Here is a 15693-nt window from a genome sequence, read left to right as displayed (position 1 = left end):
TTGGCCACGACCGGGAGCCCGCCATGCGCCGACCGAGCCTCGCCTGCGCCCTCGCCGCCAGCCTCGCCCTGATCGCGGCCTGCACCGAGGAGGCGGCCGCGCCGCCCGAGCCGGTCGCGCCGTCCGCGGCTCCCGCCGCCGCCACGGCTCCGTCGGTGAGCTACGCCTGCGAGAGCGGGCAGTCGGTCGCCGTCGCCTATCCGGACGCCGCCACCGCACAGCTGTCGTACCGCGGGCGGGAGTATGTGCTGAGGACCGCCGTCTCGGCCTCCGGCGCACGCTTCGTGGGATCGGGTCTCGAATGGTGGATCGCCAGCCGCGGCGGAACCGAGAGCGCCACGCTGAGCCGCCTCGGCCCTGACGAGGCGGTCGGCACGGCGGTGCTGGAGCGGTGCAGCCGTCCGGCGTCGGGGCCGGAGCCGGTCGGCCCCGTCCCGCCCGTGGGCGGCGACGCCGGACTCGCGGCCCCGCCCTGTCGCGGGCCGCAGCTGCGCCTGTCGAACGAGGGCGGCGACGCCGGCGCCGGCAACCGGATCGTCAACATCGGCCTTCAGAACGTCGGGGCGCAGCCGTGCGGCCTGACCGGCTACCCCGGCGTGACCCTGCTGGACGCGCAGGGCAGGACCCTCACCGGAATCCGCGCCGAACAGGCGGCCGGCAGCTACTTCACCGCCGACCAGCCGCCGGCGGCGGTGGTGCTGGCGCCGCAGGAAAAGGCCGCCTTCGAACTGGCCTGGTCGGTCGTGCCTCATGAGGGGCAGGGGGAGCGGACCTGCCCCGTGGCGAAACGCGTCCGCGTCACGGCGCCGGGCGACTCCTCCGCGGCCTCGCTGGACCTCGACCTCACGCCCTGCGGCGGTCGGGTGAAGGTCAGCCCGGTCCGCCCGCTCACGGGCGGGACGCGGCCCGCGCCGGAACCGAACGTCTGAACGGGGCTTCAACCCGCCACGAATTCGGCGTAGCGGAGCGCCCATGACCGCCAGCTTCCACGACCGCGTCGCCGCGGAACTCGCCGACATCGACTCTCAGGGCCTCACCAAGCCGGAACGGGTGATCGCCTCCCGCCAGGGACCGGTGATCAAGGTCGGCGGGCGCGAGGTGCTCAACTTCTGCGCCAACAACTATCTCGGCCTCGCCGGCGACGAGCGCGTCGTCCAGGCCGGGATCCGGGCGCAGGAGCGCTGGGGCGCCGGCACCGCCTCGGTGCGCTTCATCTGCGGCACCCTGGAGATCCACAAGGAGCTGGAGCGGGCGATCGCCGGCTATCTCGGCTTCGAGGACGCCATCCTGTTCGCCGCCGCCTTCGACGCCAACGGCGGGATCTTCGAGCCGCTGTTCGGGGCCGAGGACGCGATCGTCTCCGACAGCCTGAACCACGCCTCGATCATCGACGGCGTCCGGCTGTGCAAGGCGAAGCGGTACCGTTTCGCCAACTCCGACATGGACGACCTCGAGGCGCGGCTGAAAGAGGCCCGCGCCGACGGCGCCCGCGACATCGTCATCGCCACCGACGGCGCCTTCTCGATGGACGGCTATATCGCCAAGCTGAAGGACATCCGGGCGCTCGCCGATCGCTACGACGCCCTGATCATGGTCGACGACTGCCACGCCACCGGCTTCCTCGGCCCGCAGGGCCGCGGCTCGTTCGCGCACCACGGGGTGAAGGTCGACTTCGTCACCGGCACCTTCGGCAAGGCGCTCGGCGGGGCCATGGGCGGCTTCATCTGCGCGACGGCGCCGGTGGTGCAGCTGCTCAAGCAGCGGGCGCGCCCCTACCTGTTCTCCAACGCGCTTTCGCCCGCCGTGTGCGGCTCCTCGCTCGAGGCGATCCGCATCGCCGGCGGGGCCGAGGGCGACGCCCTGCGCGAACAGCTGTCCGCCAACGCCGCCCGCTATCGCGCCGCCATGGCCGAGGCCGGCTTCAGCCTGCTGCCGGGCGAGCACCCCATCATCCCGGTGATGCTCGGCGATGCGAAGCTGGCCCAGGACATGGCCGCCCGCATGCTGGAGCTCGGCGTCTACGTGATCGGCTTCAGCTTCCCGGTGGTGCCGCGCGGCCAGGCCCGCATCCGCACCCAGATGTCGGCGGCGCACACCTTCGACCAGATCGATCAGACGGTCGCGGCGTTCACGACGGCCGGCAAGGAATTGGGAGTTATCTGATGGCGGACACCATGAAGGCCCTGGCCAAGACCCGGCCCGAGGTCGGCCTCGAACTGATCGACGCCCCGATCCCGGTCGCCGGCGACGAGGACGTGCTGATCAAGGTCAAGCGCACCGCCGTCTGCGGCACCGACATCCACATCTGGAACTGGGACGAGTGGAGCCAGAAGAACGTCCCGGTGCCGATGATCACCGGCCATGAATTCTCGGGCGAGATCGTCGCCATCGGCAAGGACGTCGACCGTCGTCTGAAGGTCGGCCAGCGGGTCTCGGCCGAAGGCCACGTCATCGACCTGAACTCGGAAGCCGCCCGCGCCGGCCATTTCCACCTCGATCCCGCCACCAAGGGCATCGGCGTCAACCGTCAGGGGGCCTTCGCCGAGTACGTCGTCGCGCCGGCCTTCAACGTCATCGAGCTGCCCGACGACGTGCCGTACGAGATCGGCTCCATCCTCGACCCCTTCGGCAACGCCGTGCACACCGCCCAGCAGTTCGACCTGCTCGGCGAGGACGTGCTGGTCACCGGCGCCGGGCCGATCGGCATCATGGCCGCCGCCGTCGCCCGCCACGCCGGCGCCCGCACCGTCGTCCTGACCGACATCAACGACTTCCGCCTCGAGCTGGCGCAGAAGGTGGCGCCGGGCGTGCGCACCGTGAACACCTCGAAGGAAGACCTGCACGACGTCATCCACGAGCTGGGCATGAAGGTCGGCTTCGACGTGGCGCTGGAGATGTCGGGCTCGCCGATCGCCTTCCGACAGTGCGTCGACACCCTGATCATGGGCGGCGGCCTGGCCATGCTCGGCATTCCGTCGAAGCCGATGGAGACCGACTGGGGCGCCATCATCCTCAAGGCCCTGACCATCAAGGGCGTCTACGGACGCGAGATGTTCACCACCTGGCGCAAGATGCTGGGCCTGCTGAAGGCCGGCCTCGACCTGACCCCGCTGATCACCCACCAGATGTCCTACGAGAACTACCGCGAGGGCTTCGAGGCGATGAAGTCCGGCAAGTCCGGCAAGGTCGTGCTGGACTGGGACCGGGCCGCGGCCTGAGCCATGGACGGAGGCCCGGTGCTGGCCTTCCTGCGGGGGGAGGGCGTCGACGGGGTCGGCCGCGGCCTGTTCGACGTGCTGGCCTTCGACGACGCGACCGTGGAGCAGCGCCACGACTTCATCCAGTGGCTGTTTCCGCTGGATGAACCCTCGGCCGCCGTCCCCGGCGCCCCGGTGCTGTCGCCCGCCGAGGCGGCCGCGATCCGGGACGACACCCTCGCCCAGTGCGCCCTGGCGGCGGCGACCGACCGGATGGACGGCTTCTACCGCCGCACCACCCGCTGGCTTGCGCCCCACGACCACAACCACCTGCGCATCACCCGCATCATCCGCTCCCTGCGGCTGCTGGCCGGCGACGCGGCGGCCGACGCCTTCCGCGACGCCATCCTCTGGCGGGTCGAGGCGACGCGGGCTCCGGTCAGCGCCCGCAGCCGCGGCTACTGGATGACGGCCTGACCCGTCAGGCCGCGGCCGCGGCTTTCGGCCCGGTCGCCCGGAAGACGATCAGGGCGAAGACGAACATGCCGAGCACGACCATGGTCGGGCCGACGATCATCATCGGCGGCGCCCAGGCGACCAGGCCCGGCACGGCCAGCAGCTGGATGGTCAGGCCGATCATCATCACCGGCAGGCCCAGCCCGGCGAGCGCCAGGTGCGCCTTCGGCAGCCAGCCGTCGGCGGCGGCCGGGAGGCTGCGATAGAACAGGCCGTACAGGAACATCGACACCCAGCCGAGCAGGTTGATGTGGGCGTGCACCGGCGAAACGGTGAACTGGTGGGTCGCGCCCATCCAGTAGCCGAGCGACACGCCGACCACCGCGAAAAGCACGCCGAGGCGCAGGAAGACGTTGGACATGGTTAAACCCCTGAAAAGTGGCCGGCTCGTAAACCGACGTTCTCTCCCGGGGGCAAGTTACATCGGCGACAGGCTGCGGGCCTGATCGCGGCGGCCGCGACGCCGCCACTGCTCAGGCCGGTCGAACGAACCCGCCCAGGCTCCGGCGCCGCGGGCGCGGGCGCTCTCCTCCGCCGCCACATAGTCCATGCTGTAACGGCGGTAGGCCAGGGCCAGCCCCCGGCGCACGAGGGCCTCCCCGACGTCCTCGCCATTCCGCACGCAGCGGGCGACCTGCCGTCCGTAGCGGTCGGTGTCGATCACCGTGCAGTCGAGACTCCGCCCCTCCGCAGTGTCCGACAGCGCCGCCGTCGCCGCCGCGCCGCACGCCCATGGCCCCTCCGGCAGATCGCAGGTCTGGCCTCGCTCGAAGGCGTCCAGGCCGTGCAGCCGGACGCGGACGCCGCCCACGTCCAGCGTGTCGCCGTCGATCACCCGGGCGGCTCCCGTGAGCCGGTCGCTCGCCGCCGGAGCGGCCTCGGCGGCGGTGGCCTGCCGGTCCTCGGGATCGGGGGCGACGACGGCGCCGATCGCCGCGACCGCCAGCAGGGCCAGAAGGAGCCAGACCGGCCGCCGCGACCGTCGGCGGGGGAACAGGGGGGAAGGCCGGGGCACGCGAATCTCCATGCGGGGGAGACCGCAGCCTGGAAGGAGGAAGGTTCAGGAAGGGTTGTCGTCGCGGGCGGCCAGCACGCGGGCGAGCCGGCGCTCGAAGGTGGCCGCGTCCGGCCCCGGGAGCGCTGCGCCGATCCGGCCCGACTGGTAGAGCTCGAACACCCGCGGATGGACGTAGGACGACCGGCAGACGGTGGGCGTGTTGCCGAGCAGGCCGGCCACGGCCTTCACGCAGACGGTGATCTTGCGCTTCGCGTCCGTCGGAGAGGTCGGCGGGTCCATCTCCCGCAGGGCCCGGGCGGCGGAGACGGTGCCGGCCCAGGTGCGGAAGTCCTTGGCCGAGAACGTCTCTCCCATCGCCTCCCGGATATAGGCGTTGACGTCGTCGGAGGTGACGGGGACGAGGCTCCCGTCGGCGTCGCGGTACTTGAACAGCTGCTGGCCGGGGAGGTCCTGCAGCGAGCGGACCATCCGGGCCAGCCGCCGGTCCCGCACCCGCACCTCGTGCTCCACGCCGCTCTTGCCCTTGAAGGCGAAGGTCAGCGCGCCCCCGCCGACCTCCAGATGCCGCTTGTGCAGGGTGGTCAGCCCGTACGACCGGTTCTGCTTCGCATACTGCGCGTTGCCGACGCGGATCAGGGTCAGCTCCAGCAGGCGGACCGCCGTCGCCAGCACCTTGTCGCGGGAGGGGCCGCGCTTGCCGAGGTCCTGCTCGACCCGCCGCCGCAGCCGGGGCAGGGCGCGGGCGAACTCCGGCAGCCGGTCGAACTTGTTGGTGGCGGCGTGGCTCGTCCAGCCGGGATGGTACCGGTACTGCTTGCGCCCCTTGGCGTCGCGCCCGGTGGCCTGGATGTGGCCGTTGGCCCGGGGGCAGATCCAGACGTCGGTCCAGGCCGGGGGAATGGCCAGGGCCTGGATGCGCGCGAGCCGCTTCTCGTCCTCCACCGGCCGCCCGGCGCTGTCGTGATAGGCGAAACCTCTCGAGGTGGCGGTCCGGCGGATGCCGGGCTGTTCGTCATTGCAGTACGACAGGCCCTCCGGGACGGACCCCGGATCGCTCGCGGTCACCGGCGGTCTCCGGGCGGCGGCGGCGCGGGATCGAGGGGGAAGGGGTCGGTCATCGGGGCTCCTCGGGCCTTGCCCAACGGCGGCCGCCGATGGCGGTTCCTCTTGACCCGCCGGCCGCACCGGCGGAGGCAGGGCCATGAACTACCGACACAGTTTCCACGCCGGGAATTTCGCCGACCTGGTCAAGCACGCCCTCGTGCTCTGGCTGCTCGGGCGGCGCCAGGCGACGGGGCCGGCGACCGTGATCGACACCCATGCCGGCGCCGGCCTGTACGACCTGACCGGGGACGCCGCCCGCTCGCGGGAGGCGGAAGCCGGCGTCGCGCGGCTGATGGCGGCGGTCGACCGCCCGCCCCTGATCGAGGCGCTGGCGCGGGAGGTCGCGGCCCTGAATCCCGTCGGCGGCGTGCGCTTCTATCCGGGCTCGCCGGTGCTCGTCGCCCGACGCCTCCGGCCGGAAGACCGCTATGTCGGATTCGAGCTCAACCCGCCGGTGCTGGACCTGCTGACCGCGGCGCTGGCGCGCTTCCCGGCCGCGGCGGCGCGCGGCGGCGACGGCTACGACGAGGCCGTGTCAGCGGCGCGACAGGCCCCGGCCGCCTTCGTCCTGATCGACCCGCCCTTCGAGCGCCCCGACGACTACCAGCGCGCGGCGGACGCCGCCGCCGCCATCGCCGCGACGAACCCGGCCGCAACGGTGGCCGTCTGGACGCCGCTCAAGGATCTGGAGACCTTCGACGCCTTTCTCCGGCGGCTGGACGCCCGCGGGGCGAGGGGCGTGCTGGTGGCCGAGGCGCGACTCCGGCCGCTCCGCGATCCGATGAGGATGAACGGCTGCGCCATGGTCGTGCTCAACCCGCCGCCGGGGACCGACGTCGCGGCGCGGGAGATCTGCGGCTGGGTCGTCGATGCGCTGGGCGAGCCCGGGGGGCGGGCCGAGGTCTGGACGACCTAGGCGACCTCGACCGGCTCGTAGAGGTGCGGTTCGAAGGTGGCGGCGGCCAACACCGGCTCCATCGCCGCCGCGACCTCCGGGTGGCGGGCCATGGCCTTCCAGTCTTCCTTCGAGCGCCAGACCCCGTACACCGCCGCCACGCGGCCGCTGAGCCCGCGGTGCAGGGTGGACGATATGAAGCCGTCGCGACCGCGCTGGGCGCGGACCACCGCGGCGAGATGCTCCATCAGCGCGGCCTGACGCTCCGGCTCGCAGCGATAGACGTTGATCAGGACGACAGGCGCTTCGGACATGGCGGGGGCATAGCCGATCCCGCCTTGCGAGTCTCGCCGGCAGGCTCATATGCGGAAGCCTGCAGGAGATTGCCTTGACCCGCATTGCGATACTCGAGACCGGCGCCCCGCCCGCGGACCTCCGGGCGGAACACGGGGACTACCCGTCCATGTTCCGGGCCCTGCTGGGGCCGGGGTTCGACGTGGCCGTGTTCGACGTGCAGGCGGGGGAGCTGCCCGATCCGGCCGCGTTCGACGGCGCGATCATCACCGGCTCGCCCGCCGGGGTGTACGAGGATCACGCCTGGATACCGCCGCTCCTCGACTGGATCCGCTCGGCGCGGGGACGGGTTCGCCTCGTCGGCATCTGCTTCGGCCACCAGGCCATGGCGCAGGCGCTGGGCGGACGGGTGGAGAAGTCGGACCGCGGCTGGGGCGTCGGCCTGCACAGCTATGACGTCAGGGCCGGGGAGCCGTGGATGCAGCCGCCGGCGGCGTTCATCGCCATCCCCGTGTCCCACCAGGACCAGGTGGTCGAGGCGCCCGTGGACGCCCGGGTGACCCTCGCCAGCGACTTCGCCCCCTTCGCCGGCCTGGCCTGGGGGACGGACGCGATCAGCTTCCAGTGCCACCCCGAGTTCAGTCCCGCCTACGCCGCGGCGCTCGTCGCCGGTCGCGCCGGCCGAATTCCCGCTCCGGTGGTGGACGAGGCGCTCGCCAGCCTCACCGGGCCGGACGACCGTCCGGTGCTGTCGGCGTGGATAAGGGCGTTCCTCACCGGCGCAGCCTCCTGAGCGCAGGCCCCGCAAGCCCGGTCCCGCGGCCGTGCTAAGCCTTGCTCAACACCTCCAGTGCGAGAATGCGGCCCGGGGTCGGGAGTATCATGCCGCCAGTTCGCCTGTTCGCCGCGCTGCTTTGCGCCCTCGCCCTTTCGAGCGCCGCTCCCGCGCAGGCGCAGCCGGTACGCGCAGAGTCGCCGGAGGCCTCGGGCCTCGTGGAGTTCGTCGAGCGCCGCGCCGCCGCGACCAGTTTCGCCGACCTCGAAGCCTTCGGGCGAGCGGCCCTCGTCCGGAACGATCGCGAAGGGCTGAATCGTCTCTACCACGTCGCCTGGACCGTGCTGAACCAGGGGGAGTTCGACCAGGCCGCGCAGTGGAACCGGTGGTTGGCCGCCGCCGCCGCGCGCCAGAAGGATGCTCGCTACCAGGACGTCGCCCGCCTGAATGAACTGACCATCCGCTACGACCAGGGCGAGACCGGCGTGGCCGCCGAAATGTCGCGGATGGCGACCTCCGGACGCGACTGGTTCGTCCGCGCCCATGCGGCGCGGCTGACGGCGCTCTCGCTGATGGACCAGGGCCGCACCGGGGAGGCGCTCGAACTGCTCACCTCCGCGGAAGCGGACATCCCCGATCGCGATCCCTTCGCGGCCACCGCCCATGCCGGCATCTGGGAGGTCGCCGGCATGGGCCTGAAGGATCTGAACGACGTGCTGGGCGCCGCTGACGCCTTCCGCAAATTCGAGATCGACTATTCGAATCCCGAATACCCGCGGCCGGACTTCGACAGCCTGTACAATCTGACCAAGATGGCGTTGCAGGTGGGCGATACGGAGCGGGCGGCGCGGTACTACGCCGCTCATCACCGTCTGGCCCGTCGCGCCGGGCTGGAGACGCTGTCGGTCTACGACGCCAACCTCTGCGCCGCCGTCGCCCACGCCCGGGGCGACGCGCGAGGGGTGCTCGACTGTCTCGAGCCCTACGGGGAAAACCTCGGAGCCGCGGCCTTTCTGGCCCTCGAAGCCCTGCCGGTTCGGGGCGTCGCCCGCGCCCGGACCGGCGACGTGGCCGGCGCCCGCCGCGACCTCGCGCGTCTGCGGGCCCAGGAAGCCGAAGCCAACGTCGGCGCCGGCTCGGCGCACCTCGAGGCCGAGGTGCTGTTCGCCGAGGGACGACCTGCGGAGGCCTTCCGCCTGCTTCGCGCCCACGCCCGGCAGAGCGAGGTCGAGAACGCCCGCCAGTTCAGCGCCGGCATCCACCAGGTCACAGGCAATATGCAGCAGCAGCTGGCGGAGCGCCGGCGGCAGCTCGAGACGGCGCGCGCCAACACCGCCCTCCAGCAGGGGATCATCGTCATCGGAATCGTCTTCCTGCTCTCCGCCACCGGAACGGTCGCATGGCAGGCGCGGCAGGCCCGACGGCTGAAGGCGGCGCAGCTTCGCGCGGAGGAGGCGAACCGGACCAAGAGCGAATTCCTCGCCAACATGAGCCACGAGATCCGCACCCCGCTGAACGGGGTCGTGTCCATGGCCGACGCCCTGGCCCGGCGCGAGCTCGAGCCGCAGGAGCACGAGATGGTCGAGCTGATCCGCTCGTCCAGCGCGACCCTCGAACGGCTGCTGTCCGACATCCTGGACAGTGCGAGGATCGAGTCCGGCCAGGTCGCGATCGAACGCACCGCCTTCGATCTCGAGCAGGCCGTCGGCGATGTCGCCGCCCTCTGGCGGGTGCGGGCCGGCGAAAGAGGCGTGGCGCTGGAGGTCGACTTCGACCCCGCCCTGGCCGGCCGTGTCGACGGCGATCCGGTGCGGGTGCGGCAGGTGCTGACCAATCTTGTGAGCAACGCGCTCAAGTTCACCTCCGAGGGACGGGTCCGGATCTCCGTCTCGGCCATGGACCACGACCGCGTCTCCTTCCGCGTCAGCGACACGGGCGTCGGCTTCGACGCCGCCCAGAAGGCCCGCATCTTCAGCCGCTTCCAGCAGGCGGACGGCTCGATCACCCGCCGCTACGGCGGCACCGGCCTCGGCCTTGCCATCTCCAGCGCCCTCGTCGGGCTGATGGGCGGGCGACTGGACTGCGACAGCACGCCGGGCGAGGGCTCGGTCTTCTGGTTCGACATTCCGCTGCCCCGTGTGCAGGAGCCCTCCAGCCCGGGCGCGGATGCGCCGGCGGTCGAGGTCTCGGCCGGGCCGATGCGGGTCCTGCTGGCCGACGACCATCCGGCCAACCGCAAGGTGGTCGAGATCATGCTGTCGGCCACGCCGATGGAGCTGGTCGCTGTCGAGAACGGCCGTCAGGCGGTGGAGGCGTTCGCCGCCGGCGGCTTCGACCTGGTGCTGATGGACATGCAGATGCCCGTCATGGACGGACTCACCGCCACGGCCGAGATCCGGAAGCTGGAGGCGGCGCGGGAGGCCGCCCGGACGCCGGTGATCATGCTGACCGCCAACGCCATGGCGGAGCACGTCGCGGCCGGGCGGGCCGCCGGGGCCGACGGCCACCTCGCCAAGCCCATCACCATGGACAGCCTGTTCTCCGCGATCGAGGCCGTGCTGCCGGAGCGGGAGCGGGAAGCCGCCTGAGCCGTCTCAGGGCCACTTCACCACGGGCGGCATCGAGCTGAGGATCGACTCGACGTTGCCGCCGGTCTTCAGGCCGAAGGTCGTGCCGCGGTCGTAGAGCAGGTTGAACTCGACATAGCGGCCGCGGCGGACCAGCTGCTCCTCGCGCTCCTCCGCCGTCCACGACTCGGTCATGCGGCGGCCGACGATCCGGGAATAGACGTCGAGGAAGGCCTCGCCGACGTCGCGGGTGAAGGCGAAGTCGCGGTCCCGGTCGCCGCTGTCCAGGTGGTCGTAGAAGATGCCGCCGGTGCCGCGCGGTTCGTTGCGGTGGGGCAGGAAGAAGTACTCGTCGCACCAGGCCTTGAAGCGGGCGTGCCAGTCGGGGTCGTGGGCGTCGCAGGCGGCCTTCATGGCGGCGTGGAACTCGACCGTGTCCGGAGCGTCCGGTCGTCGGTCCACGTCGAGCACGGGGGTCAGGTCAGCCCCGCCGCCGAACCAGCTGCGGGTCGTGGCGATGAAGCGCGTGTTCATGTGCACCGCCGGCACGCGCGGGCTGACCGGGTGACAGATCAGGCTGATGCCGGTGGCGAAGAAGCGCGGGTCCTCGGCCGCGCCCGGCACGGTCTTGGCATAGTCCTCGGGGAAGGTCCCGAAGACGGTGGAGACGTGGACGCCGACCTTCTCGAACAGCCGTCCGTGCATCATGCCCATGACGCCGCCGCCGCCGGCCGGCCGCTCCCACGGCGTGCGGACGAAGCGGCCGGGCTCGCCGGGGAAGAGCTCCGGCGGGGCCTGGTCTTCCAGCGCCTCGAAGCCGGCGTGGATGCGGTCGCGGAGGGCCTCGAACCAGGCGCGGGCTTCGGCCTTGCGGGCGTCGAGAGGGGCGGGGGCGTCGGTCATGCCGCTTCATAAGGGCGGGCGACGCAGGCGCAAAGGCGGCCGTTGACCGCCCGGTCCCATCTGCCACTGTCCGGCTTCGCCACTTTCCGGAGGTCCCGATGATCCGCGCCGCCCTGCTGTCCACTGTCGCCCTCGCCCTGGTCGCCGGCGCCGCCGCCGCGCAGGATGCGGGCGAGGCCCGGGCCCGGCGCATTCTCGAACGGACCCCGCTGATCGACGGCCATAACGACCTGCCCTGGGCCCTGCGGCAGGGCCACGGGAGCGACCCCCACGCCGTCGACCTGACCGCCAATCTCGACGCCTCCACCGACCTTCACACCGACATTCCCCGCCTGCGCGCCGGCGGCGTCGGCGGCCAGTTCTGGTCGGTCTACGTCCCCGCCAGCCTCGAGCCGGTCGAGGCCGCCAAGGCCACCTTCGAGCAGATCGATGTCGTTCGCCGCATGGTCGCCGCCCACCCCGAGGCGTTCGAACTGGCGACCACGGCCGACGACATCCAGCGCATCCACCGCCGCGGCCGCATCGCCAGCCTCATGGGGATCGAGGGCGGCTACTCGATCGACGACTCGCTCGGTCTGCTGCGCGAGTTCCACCAGGCGGGGGTCCGCTACATGACCCTGACCCACTCGGCGACCACGACCTGGGCCGACAGCGCCACCGACGCCCCGAAGTGGGGCGGCCTGTCACCGTTCGGCGAGCAGGTGGTGAAGGAGATGAACCGGCTGGGGATGATGGTCGACCTGAGCCACGTCTCCGAGGAGACGATGGTCGACGCCATGCGCGTCTCCGAAGCCCCGGTGATCTTCTCCCACTCCTCCGCCCGGGCCGTCACCGGACATCCGCGCAATGTGCCCGACAGCGTGCTGCGGATGATGCCGGCTGACGGCGGCGTGGTGATGGTCACCTTCGTGCCGGGCTTCGTGAACGAGCAGGTGCGGGCCTGGGGCGCCGCCCGCGCGGCCGAGGAGGCCCGGCTGAAGGCGCTCAACCCGGGCGACCCGGAGGCGGTTCGTCGCGGACTGGAGACCTGGACGGCCGCCCGGCCCGCGCCGCGCGCGACGATCGACGACGTGGTCGCCCACATCCAGCACGTGCGCGATGTGGCGGGGGTCGACCACGTCGGCCTCGGCGGCGACTTCGACGGCGTCGGCAGCCTGCCGGAAGGCGTGGAGGGCGTGGACGCCTATCCGCGGATTCTCGCCCGGCTGATGGAGAACGGCTGGAGCGAGGCCGACATCCGCAAGCTGGCCGGTGAGAACGTGCTCAGGGTTATGCGCGCGGTTGAGGCGGCGGCGGCGGCGAAGGCGGCGGAACGCCCGATCCTGGCGCGGCTTGAGCCCGCGGAGGCCCCGGAGTAACGCCGCCGCGACCTAGCGCCACCTTGCGCCCGCGCCCTGCCCGGCCCAGAGGCCCGCGGATGGCGCGGGGCTGGCGAAAATCAGCGGGATTCGCGGCGGCCCTGTCCGCCCTGTTGCTGGCGCTCGTCCTGCGCGGGCTCGTCGCTCCGGGCTATATGCCGGAGTTCGACGGGCGCGGTTTCCGGATCGTGGTCTGCGAAGATCAGACCCCGCCGAACGCCCGGGCGGCCCACGCGCCCGCGCACCACGACCAGCACGGCGGCGAGGATCCGGCGCGGCCCGACTCCGTCTGCGCCTTCGCCGCCGCAGGTCCCGAGCTCGCGCCGGATGCGCCGCCGCCGCCGCCGCGGCGGTTGCTCGCCCTCTCCCCGTCGGAACCGGTTCGGCGCGCAGGACGGGTGCACATCCATGGTCCCCTGGAGGGGCCGCCGCCGCCCCCGCGGGCTCCGCCCCGGTTCGTCTGACCTGTCCTGCCCCAGAGGGCGAACCGTCCGACGACGGCCGCCCTGTTCCGCCGGCTGCCCGGCGTTCAGACCGAGCTCTTACCCATGACACTGACCCGAGGGGCCCTGGCCCTGGCTATCGGCGCGCCCATGCTCGCCGCCCTTCCCACGCACGCGCAGGATCCGTCCCTGCTGGACGAAATCGTCGTCACCGGCGTGCGCCGGGACGCCGTCGTCGACAGCGTTCGACCCGAAGCCGGCGCGGCCGTGACCGCCGACAGCTCCGGCCTGGTCGCCCGATTGCCGGGCGGCGCCCGCGTCGACAACGGCGGCCTGTCCGGACAGGTGCAGTACCGCGGCCTGTTCGGCGACCGCGTTCTGGTCCGGATCAACGGCCAGAGGTTCCATACCGGCGGACCGAACGCGATGGATCCGCCGCTCCACTACGCGCCCATGCCGCTGGTCGCCCGTCTCCAGGTCGACCGCGGGATCAGCCCCGTCCGCAACGGCCCCGCCCTCGCGGGCGGCGTGAACGCGGAGCTGAAACGGGTGGACTTCGGCCATGGCCGCGAATGGACGCCGGCCGGCGACCTCTCGGCGAACTGGCGCTCGGTCGACGACGCCCATGCGTTCGGCGGCGTGATCGGCATGGCGAACGACCGGTTCCGGCTGAACCTGATCGGCGCCCGGGAGGAGGGGGGCGAAACGCGGTTCCCCGGCGGGGTGATCCGCGACAGCGCCTTCGAGCGGGACACCTACGGCGTGTCAGCCGGCGTGCGGGGCGGCGTGGGCGAACTGTCGCTGGACCTTCGCGGCCAGGAGACCGGCCCCACGGGAACGCCGCCGTTCAGCATGGACATCCGCTACTTCGACACCGACTTCGCGCGTCTGGCCTACTCCGGCCCGGCCGGCTCGGCGGTGCAGGTGGAGGCCTCGTTGGGACACAGCCGGGTCGAGCACGGCATGGACAATTTCAGCCTCCGCCCCGGTCCCGCCATGTCGACGATGCGCCGGCTGTCGCTGGCGGACGCCGAGAGCCTGTCAGGCGACCTGCGACTGGCGTTTGCCGCGTTTGGAGGTCGCCTCGGCCTCGGCGTCGACTTCGAGCGGGCGGACAAGTCGGTGAGCATCACCCATCCGGACAACCCCGCCTTTCTCGCCACCTCCCTGCCCGGAACCAAGACGCGGCGGCTGGGCGGGCACATCGAATGGCGTGGATCCCTGTCAGGGGTGCAGGCCGAGGTCGGCGCGCGCGCCGACGGCCACCGCGCCGAGGCCGGGCTCGCCCGCACCGGCCCCGCCCTGCCGATCGGCCCGACCCGGCTGGCGGCGGCGTTCAACGCCGGGGACCGCTCCTGGAGCGGCGGCGCCTTCGACGTCGCCGCGCGCTTCTGGCGTGAGCTGGGCGAGGTCACGCCGCGACTGACCCTGGCCCGGAAGACGCGGGCGCCCAATCCGGTCGAGCGCTTCTCCTGGCTGCCCACCGAGGCCAGCGGCGGGCTCGCCGACGGCAACATCTACGTTGGCGATCCGGAGCTCCGGCCCGAGGTCGCGTGGATCGCCGAGGTCGGCTTCGACTGGCGGCGCGGAGGGGCGTGGGCGCGGCCGACGGTCTACTACCGACAGATCGACGACTACATCCAGGGCGTCGCATATGACGCCACGCCGGGCGTCGCGGACACCCTCGTCGAGATGGTGGCGGCGGCGAGCGGCGACCCCACGCCGCTGCGCTGGAGCAACGTCGACGCGGAGCTCTACGGTGTGGACGTCGACTTCGGCGCCGCCCTGACCGACCGCCTGCGCATTGAGGGCACGGCCAGCCACGTGCGTGGCCGCCGGCGGGATATGGAGGACGACCTCTACAGGATCGCGCCCCCGAACCTGCGACTGGCCGCGATCTGGGAGGAGGCGGACTGGTCGCTGGGCGTGGAGGCGGCGGGCGCCCTGCGCCAGCGCAACGTCTCGACGACGAACGGGGAGGCGCCGACCGGCGGCCACGTCGTCTTCTCGGTGCGAGGCGAGCGGCGGCTGGGCGCCGGCGTCGCCATCGAGGCGGGCCTCGAGAACCTGTTCGATCGCGAGTACCGCCCGCATCTGGCCGGCCGCAACCGCGTGACCGGGTCCGACGTCGCCGTCGGCGACCGGCTCCCCGGCGCCGGCCGTGGCGTCTTCGTCGCGCTCCGAAGCGCCTGGTGAGGGCGGGGAGGGCCCGGCGGAAGGCGGGCGCCGGGTCCTCTCCTCAGCCGCTTCGACCGGCGCAGCGACCGGGGCCGGGGCCGCTCCTCAGCGGACTTCGGCCGCCGCCCCGCGCCCGAGGATGAAGGCCGCGCCCGCGATGAGGAACGGCCCGCCGAGCAGGAGGTTGGTGGCTGGCGGGTTGTCGAGCAGCAGCAGCGGCGAGACACCCGCGAGAAGGAACAACGCGCCGCCGACGCCCGGCCATCTCCAGGCGACCGCCAGGATGCCGAGGAGCACGAAGCTGGGCGTGAGGTGGACCAGGAAGCCCGCCAGCCGGTACGCCAGCGACCCGTCCATGCCCGGGACGTCGAGCGCGAACAGCGAAATGAAGCCGGCGCCGAGGATGGCGATTCCGCGGGCGGCGAGGATCAGGAACCGCTGCATG

General features: G+C 72.4%; 16 protein-coding genes. 10 read left to right on the top strand and 6 right to left on the bottom strand.

The window, feature by feature from the left end:
* The first annotated feature begins 23 nt into the window (after positions 1–23).
* From H2038_RS05025 to H2038_RS05010, 4 genes are read left to right on the top strand one after another with little or no spacing between them, the layout of a single operon-like run.
* On the top strand, positions 24–929 hold the full coding sequence (locus H2038_RS05025; protein ID WP_292109876.1) for a DUF4232 domain-containing protein: 906 nt from the start codon (positions 24–26) through the stop codon (positions 927–929).
* A 43-nt stretch (positions 930–972) separates the two neighbouring features.
* Complete coding sequence (locus tag H2038_RS05020; RefSeq protein WP_292109874.1) at positions 973–2163, top strand: glycine C-acetyltransferase; 1191 nt, start codon at positions 973–975, stop codon at positions 2161–2163.
* Positions 2164–2174: 11 nt separating this feature from the next.
* Positions 2175–3218 carry an L-threonine 3-dehydrogenase gene (gene tdh / locus H2038_RS05015; protein ID WP_366926483.1) on the top strand — a complete coding sequence of 348 codons (1044 nt, stop codon included), beginning with the start codon at positions 2175–2177 and terminating at the stop codon, positions 3216–3218.
* Positions 3219–3221: 3 nt separating this feature from the next.
* Positions 3222–3674 (top strand): opioid growth factor receptor-related protein, encoded by a 453-nt coding sequence (locus H2038_RS05010; RefSeq protein ID WP_292109868.1) that lies wholly within the window; start codon positions 3222–3224, stop codon positions 3672–3674.
* Positions 3675–3678: 4 nt separating this feature from the next.
* Here the strand turns inward: H2038_RS05010 and H2038_RS05005 are convergent, their stop codons facing one another.
* The 3 genes from H2038_RS05005 to H2038_RS04995 are packed head-to-tail and all read right to left on the bottom strand — an operon-like array spanning position 3679 to position 5796.
* Positions 3679–4074 (bottom strand): hypothetical protein, encoded by a 396-nt coding sequence (locus H2038_RS05005; protein ID WP_292109866.1) that lies wholly within the window; start codon positions 4072–4074, stop codon positions 3679–3681.
* 57 nt (positions 4075–4131) lie between these two features.
* Entirely contained in the window at positions 4132–4728 is a 597-nt protein-coding gene (locus tag H2038_RS05000) for a thermonuclease family protein (protein WP_292109864.1), read from the bottom strand.
* A 45-nt stretch (positions 4729–4773) separates the two neighbouring features.
* Positions 4774–5796, bottom strand: coding sequence for a DNA topoisomerase IB (locus H2038_RS04995; RefSeq protein WP_292109862.1), 1023 nt, complete (start codon positions 5794–5796; stop codon positions 4774–4776).
* Positions 5797–5932: 136 nt separating this feature from the next.
* Here H2038_RS04995 and rlmJ point away from each other — a divergent pair, with 136 nt between their 5' ends.
* Complete coding sequence (rlmJ, locus tag H2038_RS04990; protein WP_292109859.1) at positions 5933–6751, top strand: 23S rRNA (adenine(2030)-N(6))-methyltransferase RlmJ; 819 nt, start codon at positions 5933–5935, stop codon at positions 6749–6751.
* Here rlmJ and H2038_RS04985 read toward each other — a convergent pair.
* The gene (locus H2038_RS04985; protein ID WP_292109856.1) at positions 6748–7044 is read right to left on the bottom strand and encodes an antibiotic biosynthesis monooxygenase family protein; all 297 of its coding nucleotides are present in this window, start codon (positions 7042–7044) and stop codon (positions 6748–6750) included. The genes rlmJ and H2038_RS04985 overlap by 4 nt on opposite strands.
* Before the next feature lie 74 nt (positions 7045–7118).
* Here H2038_RS04985 and H2038_RS04980 point away from each other — a divergent pair, with 74 nt between their 5' ends.
* Both H2038_RS04980 and H2038_RS04975 read left to right on the top strand, forming a co-directional pair.
* Positions 7119–7817, top strand: coding sequence for a type 1 glutamine amidotransferase (locus H2038_RS04980; protein ID WP_292109853.1), 699 nt, complete (start codon positions 7119–7121; stop codon positions 7815–7817).
* 89 nt (positions 7818–7906) lie between these two features.
* Positions 7907–10387 carry an ATP-binding protein gene (locus H2038_RS04975; RefSeq protein ID WP_292109851.1) on the top strand — a complete coding sequence of 827 codons (2481 nt, stop codon included), beginning with the start codon at positions 7907–7909 and terminating at the stop codon, positions 10385–10387.
* A 6-nt stretch (positions 10388–10393) separates the two neighbouring features.
* Here H2038_RS04975 and hemF read toward each other — a convergent pair whose 3' ends face one another.
* A complete protein-coding gene (hemF, locus tag H2038_RS04970; RefSeq protein WP_292109848.1) occupies positions 10394–11269 on the bottom strand; it encodes an oxygen-dependent coproporphyrinogen oxidase in 876 nt (291 codons plus the stop codon).
* Between the two features lie 98 nt (positions 11270–11367).
* On the opposite strand from hemF, the gene H2038_RS04965 reads away from it, so the two are divergent.
* The 3 genes from H2038_RS04965 to H2038_RS04955 all read left to right on the top strand — a co-directional run bounded on the left by H2038_RS04965 (position 11368) and on the right by H2038_RS04955 (position 15266).
* Entirely contained in the window at positions 11368–12627 is a 1260-nt protein-coding gene (locus H2038_RS04965) for a dipeptidase (protein ID WP_292109847.1), read from the top strand.
* Positions 12628–12686: 59 nt separating this feature from the next.
* Positions 12687–13091 (top strand): hypothetical protein, encoded by a 405-nt coding sequence (locus H2038_RS04960; protein ID WP_292109844.1) that lies wholly within the window; start codon positions 12687–12689, stop codon positions 13089–13091.
* 84 nt (positions 13092–13175) lie between these two features.
* Positions 13176–15266, top strand: coding sequence for a TonB-dependent receptor (locus H2038_RS04955; protein WP_292109841.1), 2091 nt, complete (start codon positions 13176–13178; stop codon positions 15264–15266).
* Positions 15267–15353: 87 nt separating this feature from the next.
* Here the strand turns inward: H2038_RS04955 and H2038_RS04950 are convergent, their stop codons facing one another.
* Positions 15354–15692, bottom strand: coding sequence for a hypothetical protein (locus H2038_RS04950; protein WP_292109839.1), 339 nt, complete (start codon positions 15690–15692; stop codon positions 15354–15356).
* Position 15693: the final 1 nt, after the last annotated feature.

It is taken from the genome of Brevundimonas sp. (genome assembly GCF_013912005.1).
Lineage (GTDB): Bacteria > Pseudomonadota > Alphaproteobacteria > Caulobacterales > Caulobacteraceae > Brevundimonas.
Note: the sequence above shows the minus strand (reverse complement) of the source record. Positions and strands in the feature narration are given on the sequence as shown.

Coding starts and splice junctions, on each gene's coding strand:
- H2038_RS05025 (WP_292109876.1), top strand. CDS start 24: ATGCGCCGACCGAGCCTCGCCTGCGCCCTCGCCGCCAGCCTCGCCCTG.
- H2038_RS05020 (WP_292109874.1), top strand. CDS start 973: ATGACCGCCAGCTTCCACGACCGCGTCGCCGCGGAACTCGCCGACATC.
- tdh (WP_366926483.1), top strand. CDS start 2,175: ATGAAGGCCCTGGCCAAGACCCGGCCCGAGGTCGGCCTCGAACTGATC.
- H2038_RS05010 (WP_292109868.1), top strand. CDS start 3,222: ATGGACGGAGGCCCGGTGCTGGCCTTCCTGCGGGGGGAGGGCGTCGAC.
- H2038_RS05005 (WP_292109866.1), bottom strand. CDS start 4,074: ATGTCCAACGTCTTCCTGCGCCTCGGCGTGCTTTTCGCGGTGGTCGGC.
- rlmJ (WP_292109859.1), top strand. CDS start 5,933: ATGAACTACCGACACAGTTTCCACGCCGGGAATTTCGCCGACCTGGTC.
- H2038_RS04985 (WP_292109856.1), bottom strand. CDS start 7,044: ATGTCCGAAGCGCCTGTCGTCCTGATCAACGTCTATCGCTGCGAGCCG.
- H2038_RS04975 (WP_292109851.1), top strand. CDS start 7,907: ATGCCGCCAGTTCGCCTGTTCGCCGCGCTGCTTTGCGCCCTCGCCCTT.
- hemF (WP_292109848.1), bottom strand. CDS start 11,269: ATGACCGACGCCCCCGCCCCTCTCGACGCCCGCAAGGCCGAAGCCCGC.
- H2038_RS04965 (WP_292109847.1), top strand. CDS start 11,368: ATGATCCGCGCCGCCCTGCTGTCCACTGTCGCCCTCGCCCTGGTCGCC.
- H2038_RS04960 (WP_292109844.1), top strand. CDS start 12,687: ATGGCGCGGGGCTGGCGAAAATCAGCGGGATTCGCGGCGGCCCTGTCC.
- H2038_RS04955 (WP_292109841.1), top strand. CDS start 13,176: ATGACACTGACCCGAGGGGCCCTGGCCCTGGCTATCGGCGCGCCCATG.
- H2038_RS04950 (WP_292109839.1), bottom strand. CDS start 15,692: ATGCAGCGGTTCCTGATCCTCGCCGCCCGCGGAATCGCCATCCTCGGC.